5 protein-coding genes and 1 pseudogene are annotated in these 6,187 nt (G+C 55.2%); 4 read left to right on the forward strand and 2 right to left on the reverse strand.

All coding sequences use genetic code 11. The features are described 5' to 3' along the window. A partial coding sequence (locus NKJ91_RS33170) for a hypothetical protein (protein WP_352458867.1) occupies nt 1–203 on the forward strand: 203 nt, incomplete at its 5' end. A 54-nt stretch (nt 204–257) separates the two neighbouring features. Here the strand turns inward: NKJ91_RS33170 and NKJ91_RS33175 are convergent. Then, on the reverse strand, nt 258–1,616 hold the full coding sequence (locus NKJ91_RS33175; RefSeq protein ID WP_352458868.1) for a hypothetical protein: 1,359 nt from the start codon (nt 1,614–1,616) through the stop codon (nt 258–260). Beyond that, nucleotides 1,609–2,403, reverse strand: coding sequence for a hypothetical protein (locus tag NKJ91_RS33180; RefSeq protein ID WP_352458869.1), 795 nt, complete (start codon nt 2,401–2,403; stop codon nt 1,609–1,611). The genes NKJ91_RS33175 and NKJ91_RS33180 overlap by 8 nt, the downstream gene beginning before the upstream one ends. A 1,025-nt stretch (nt 2,404–3,428) precedes the next feature. Between NKJ91_RS33180 and NKJ91_RS33185 the strand changes: the two are divergent. From NKJ91_RS33185 to NKJ91_RS33195, 3 genes and pseudogenes are all read left to right on the forward strand, one after another. Further along, nucleotides 3,429–4,764 (forward strand): annotated as a pseudogene (locus NKJ91_RS33185) (IS701 family transposase). Nucleotides 4,765–4,877: 113 nt separating this feature from the next. Next, nucleotides 4,878–5,183 (forward strand): DUF4238 domain-containing protein, encoded by a 306-nt coding sequence (locus tag NKJ91_RS33190; protein WP_352458870.1) that lies wholly within the window; start codon nt 4,878–4,880, stop codon nt 5,181–5,183. Beyond that, the gene (locus NKJ91_RS33195; RefSeq protein ID WP_502903659.1) at nt 5,183–5,833 is read left to right on the forward strand and encodes a DUF4238 domain-containing protein; all 651 of its coding nucleotides are present in this window, start codon (nt 5,183–5,185) and stop codon (nt 5,831–5,833) included. Before NKJ91_RS33190 ends, NKJ91_RS33195 begins: the two co-directional genes overlap by 1 nt. Nucleotides 5,834–6,187: the final 354 nt, after the last annotated feature.

Below are 6,187 nucleotides of genomic sequence, written 5' to 3' on the forward strand. Positions count from 1 at the left end.
ATATCATCGCGTCTCCCCAAAGAAAGCTTGACCCCAGCACTCCGGTGCTCAGGTTCTCCTGGCTGCCGGATGCGCACGTCTGCGGTCTTCACCGGATGCGTACCTACAACATCACCATAAGCGGACATCCAAACGCACCGTTGAAGCGGCATTTTGGAGCTAAAAGCATGGAGTTCCCAGCTTGTCGCCAAATTGGCAGCTGACCGAGGCGCTCAACAAAGCGCTTAGCAAGGATCGATAGACGCGCCCGCAATTCTTCAATCAGAACGCGAAGCCAATACGGTTCTAGGTAGTAATAGTTCTCGTAGAGCAGATATATTCTTGGTACTCTGCGCCTTCTTGATCGCATCCATCAAGGCGTGGTCGATCTCTTTGAATGCTACCTCTTGATCAGACAGACGCCTGGTCAAAGGGTGAACGATCTTGGACACAATCACGAGCCTTCGGTACGCGTAAATTATCTCGTCGAGGACCGGCAGCCAGTCTTCTGGTTGCTGCGGCCTCAGCACGGGGGCTATGTTTAAGGCCCGGAGAAGATCAATCAAAAATCGCGATGAAGGCGGATGCGGATGTTCGAATATCGCGGTCGACAAGCGATAGCGATCTCCAACCATTGTTGTAACCTGTTCAAGACATTTGTCGTAAAGGGGAAGAAGATATTGCATAGAATTATCGAGCCCAGTGTCGTCACCTTCCACGACCTCGAAAAACAGGAGCAAGTGCGAAAGTGTTGATACAGCCCATTGCTTCGGATCGCTTACTCGACCATGGGTGCTATCAGATGGATATGCCATAGTATACATTTGCTGCGCAATAAAAGTTGATATATCCGATCTACGACGCCAATAGTCGTACTGCCCACCTGTCTCTTTCCTGATCGCATCAAAGATGCCACTAGGGAACATCTTCTCGTAGGCCCGAAGCTCCACATTTGGTACATGAATTCCCTTGGTAAGCAGGATACTTTCGAAGCGATTCAGAAGTACGCGATTTGCCGTCTGTGGCTGAACACTGAGATTTGGAACATCCAGGATACTATGAACCAGCTTTAGGGGCGATTTTGCAGCGAATTTCTCAAGCCATTCCACTCGCGCCGCCTCTATTCTTGTTACAGCCGCGCCAGGCGGCGGGCCATGTTCGAACGCTGACCGAACCAGTGCAGAGAACTTTGAGATCCAGTAACGCGACCGCACAGGATCTATGAGTAGATCGTCCATTGCAGCGTCCAGCCCGGCATGCGCGCTTTCGGTAGCGATGTCAGCGAGCCGCGATCTCAAGGAGACAAACGCCTTAACTGCCTCGTTGCCTAGGGCGGGCAGGCGAGTACGGATTACCTGCTCACTCCAATCGACATCGAGCAGAAATACCCTGCCATTCTCGATAACAGGGACTGGAGCCTTCTCACCTATCGTAACCGGCACCTGGTCTTTGAAATCGATATGTTTGACCGAGTATCCCAGCTCCAGAACTTCATAGAAATCCAGAACGATAAAGAAGTTGTCCGTTTTTGGTATGTAGACGTAGTTGGCTTCTCGGCGCCTTAGAACAGGGACTGATATCGCGTAGGAATCGGTATCGAAATCAATGCAGCCATAAAGGGTGTAGGAGTCATCCATTGACGAATCCTAGCTTCCGATAAATCTTCAACACCTCTTCATAGATTGTCCCCATATAGCTCTCGGTGCTTAGGGGCCAGACGTCATATGGCTTCACGATCAAACCTGGCACCGATTTCAATCGCTTTTTCAATTCCTTGTCCTCGAAGTATGGCCTCGGCATAACTATCCCCAACAGATCGTCCTTGATAGGCACGTCCGTATTGGTTTGGATTTCGATTGCGAGCGCTCGGTCGTCCGCCTTCAACTGGTCGCGATTGTACATGGCGCATAGGGCCTCGACCTCGGAATGGCGTATGTCTAGTTTTCTGCGCTGTTTCACCTCGTCGACCGGCTTAGCTACACCGTGCATGTAATCAGAATCGGTACCAAAGAAGATATCGATCAGCAGATCGATAACTGGGAGGCCTTGCCCTGCAAGCTCATAGCCCTTTGGGTCGAAACCCGTTAGGTACTCGGGGAATCTACCCGAAAAGTAGGCGCCAGAATCAAAAGGATAGATGCGTCTAACATTTAGTAGACAGGTGCTTTTAAGAACGAGCACGAATGGCAGCTGCCAGTTCTTCGGCTTGTCGTAGGTCTTTCGATACGCGGGACGACCGTAGAAAAAGTACGCTAGCTTTTCCGATGTGAACGTATCGCACTCGGTAACTGCGATCTTTCCACCCGTCAGCATTCTGATCAAATTACTCGACTCAGAAGAATGCGCTACGGGGAGGGAGGACTTAAAGTTCGTGCTTTGATCCGTCAGGAACTCCGCGAGTGTAAAGTCTCGCAAGTCGTCCATTCTCGCGCTCCGCTCGCCCTCGGATGGGATTGGTTTTCAGCCCTTAGTATAAGCCACGGCGCTATCGTGAACAAAGCAAAAGCAAAATTAACCGACGATGATCCACAGTTGGGGCGACCGATGCGGCGGCTGACGGGTAGCCACTGTTGCGCGCGATACACAAGTCTTCATGTTCTCGGGTCGCCCGAGCCATTGGCATCCCCAACCTTTGTGTGGATGGTGCCAGCGGCGAGTCTGCGTCTCCAAATCAGGACACTAATAGTGGTTGTGAAGTCGTTGATTGATAATCCCGTCGCGGATTGGGTCTCTAGGAGGGTCTATCAACGCTTGTCAGGACGGGCTTTGGCCTGTGCTATGAACGCTCGCAACCACCTGGTAAGAGCACAGAAGATCGCTGACATTTCACATACCGTCGCCTTTCTTCTGTGCGACGCATGCGACGGAAGAAGCGGTAGCCTCGTTCATCGCTTCGGCGAAGGCCAGTGGTTACGGTTCCTGGGCGAAGAAGATCAATGTCCGGGATCACGCTCAGAAAGCTGTGGTCTCGGCCTACGCCCAGGTCCATTTCAGATCACGCGGGACAAATCGGGCTGGCGATCGCTCACAATTCCGCCAGCGATGATCTTCGAGCAAGATTCAGATCCGGAGAGGACGAGGTGTTTCATCCTCTTGGACTTCGGCTGTTTTCGTTCAACGAAGATGGCGACGACCCATCCTCCTATGCTGCGCATGCGGCCTTCGTCACCAGGTTCCCAGCGCCGGAGACAATGGTTGATTATGTTCACAAGCGCGCGAGCTTTCGGGATGAGGCCCTCTACGCCAAGGATGGCGGCGCCCCGGATATGACCCGCGAGCAGCTGGACATCAATCTCCGAGAAAAAACGCTTCTAACGCTCGGTTTGATTTGGGCGGCGATCGATGTCACCCACCACGAAGAGCAGGAGCCGTTCGTTGTCCAGGTACTAGCACTACTTTGGCAGATTTTGGCGGGCGAGCACTTTCAGGATTCCCAAGAGGCGTCTTCGGTGATTCATAGGAGGTCGGCTTTTGGAGGGGCCGGCCATGGATGGGAACTGGCAAGCTGATCTGGCGCGCTGGCTTGCGCCGTTTGTCGCGGCGCTAGGGCACAAGACGCGGGCGCGGATGTGTCCTCTCTATGTCGCGGGTTTGATTGGTCCAGGAGACCGCAAGAGCGTTCAGCCGATGGCGGCGCGCGCTGGCGAGGTCGGCTACGATCAGCTTCATCATTTCGTCGCTGCCGGAGTTTGGGACAGTGCTCCACTCGAGGCTGCCCTGCTGAAGAAGGCAGATGGCCTGGTTGGCGATGAGGCGGGTTTTCTTGTCATCGATGATACGGCATTGCCCAAGAAGGGACGTCACTCGGTTGGCGTCGCGCCACAATATGCCTCGTCGCTCGGAAAGACTGCCAATTGTCAGTCGCTGGTCTCGGTAACCTTGGCGTCGCGCGAGGTGCCGGTGATGGTGGGCCTGCGGCTATTCCTGCCCGAGAGCTGGACAGATGATCCTGAACGTATGGCGCGGGCTCGTGTGCCGAAGGATAGACAGACTGCTCTGACAAAGCCGGAGATTGCAATCGAGGAGGTCGACCGCGTCATCGCCTCCGGTGCGCGTTTTGGCTGTGTGCTTGCCGATTCAGGGTACGGCTCCAGCGGACCCTTCCGTCAGGCTTTGAGTGAGCGCGGTCTGCTGTGGGCAGTGGGTCTGTCGCGACGCCAGAACGTCTATCCCGCCGACGTTGCCCTGATCTTCCCCGTCGCGAAGGCCGGAAAGCCCCGCAAATACCACATCCCTGATCAGCCCCCGGTCTCGGCTGAAACGTTGTTGGCCGAAGGGAAATGGCAAAAGGTCAGCTGGCGGCGGGGCACCAAAGGTCGGCTGACCTGTCTCTTCGCGGCCCGTCGTGTCCGTGTTGCGGATGGCCATAAGCACCGGATGCTCGATAACCGTATGCAATGCATGCCTGGCGACGAGGTTTGGCTCGTCGGCGAGCGGCGGTCGACCGGGGAGCAAAAATACTATGTGTCGAACCTGCCGGCCGATGCCACCATCAAGACGCTCGCTGCCACGATCAAGGCCAGGTGGATCTGTGAACAGGCCCACCAGCAGCTCAAGGAAGAGCTTGGGCTCGACCACTTCGAAGGTAGATCCTGGACGGGATTACATCGACATGCGTTGATGACGATGATCGCCTACGCCTTCCTTCAATCCCGCCGCCTCAAAGCAGCGGGACGGAAAAAAAAGAGTCTCGGGACCGCCACCACAGCCAAGCATGCCGGCCATCAGGCAAGCGATCCTCGACATCTTCGCACGACCTCCACCCCGACGATGTCCTCGCTGTGACATGCTCCTTGCGAATATCCCAGAGCCTAAAGTGCCAAAGTAGTGCTAGGCGCGATATTGACATTAATCGACCAAGTCAGACCACCGCGGGTCTGCAAACATTGCGGGCAATAATGGCAGGGAAGGCAAATCACCACTTCATTCCGCAGTTCTATCTGAGGAACTTCAGTCCCGCGGGTGACGGACGGAAGGCGAAGGTCTTTTGCTTCGATCAATCGACGAGAAAATCGTTCGAGACCCTGGTCCGGAACGTCGGCAGCCGGCGCCACTTCTTCCGGATCGATGTCGAGGGCTATGATCCGAACCACGTCGAGGACGGGATGGCCGAGATCGAGGGTGAAATCTCAGTGCATCTCGCCGAGGTGATAGAGGCGAACAGCTTCCCATCGGACGCGCATTTTCTTCGGTCATGCTTCTGATGGGGAACGTGGCCGTGCGTAATCCACGCTTCAGGTCAATGATCGAGAATTTTCATTTGAAAGTCGTCAACGGCGTGATGAAAATGATGCTGCAGGATAAGGATCGCTTCGACGGTTCGGTGAAGCAGGCGCGAGCAAATGGCGTCCCAATCCGCGATGACATCAGTTATGAGGACATGAGGGACTTCATCGATCGAGGCGAATACAAGGTCGCGATCGATCAGACCTACCTGATTGGATTGGAGCTCGAAGCGGTCCCGACGGCTGTTGAGCAACTGGCTCGCAGGAGCTGGTCATTCGCCTCGGCCACGCCAGAAACCACGTACGCGACCTGCGACGATCCGGTCGTATTGGCGTGGGCTGACGGAACTGACCGGCGCCCATATTCGCCGGGATTCGGCCTAGCGGGCACGATTGTCATGGTTCCGATCACGCCGAAGCTCGCGCTGATTGGCTTGCTTAACAAACAGCCTGCGGCGAGGATTTATCGACGCGACCAGGTCGCCGGGATGAATACGAGCATCGCGAAAAATGCCACCAAACAGCTCTATGCCCGCGATGGATCGTTCGAGCTCCACACCAGAACCGAACCATATGTCCAGGGCAAGGATTTGGGAGCTTCCTTGGAACGGCAGGCGAGAGGCCGCTAGGCCACTACATCAATTGCCACAATGGGACAGGGAGTTTTCATGGACGAGAAGCGTGATTCGGAGACGACATCGTTGGCGCCCTGGATAACTGGGGAGAGAAGGCGCTGGTTCCGGTGGCGATCGTCGGTGGCCGACACATGGAGAGCTGCCAAGCCAGCAGAGGAGTCTTCAAGGACAATTACATCAAGTTGACAGAAGCCCACGCCTTCGCCTCCAGCGCGCTGATGAACCTCATATCGAGAAGCGCCGGGTCAATGAGGAGCAGCTGGTGCGGATTATCCGGGCGGTTCGCCAGGCATGATCCCGGCTGGCGTGAAGGTGTTGGTCGCCAGTCATCCCGTCGATTTTAGAAAA

The organism is Mesorhizobium sp. M0040, from assembly GCF_040323505.1.
Taxonomy (GTDB): domain Bacteria; phylum Pseudomonadota; class Alphaproteobacteria; order Rhizobiales; family Rhizobiaceae; genus Mesorhizobium.

Bases quoted from the DNA above. Each gene is read 5' to 3' on its own strand.
- NKJ91_RS33180 (WP_352458869.1), bottom strand. From the start codon at position 2,403: ATGGACGACTTGCGAGACTTTACACTCGCGGAGTTCCTGACGGATCAA.
- NKJ91_RS33175 (WP_352458868.1), bottom strand. From the start codon at position 1,616: ATGGATGACTCCTACACCCTTTATGGCTGCATTGATTTCGATACCGAT.
- NKJ91_RS33190 (WP_352458870.1), top strand. From the start codon at position 4,878: ATGGCAGGGAAGGCAAATCACCACTTCATTCCGCAGTTCTATCTGAGG.
- NKJ91_RS33195 (WP_502903659.1), top strand. From the start codon at position 5,183: ATGGGGAACGTGGCCGTGCGTAATCCACGCTTCAGGTCAATGATCGAG.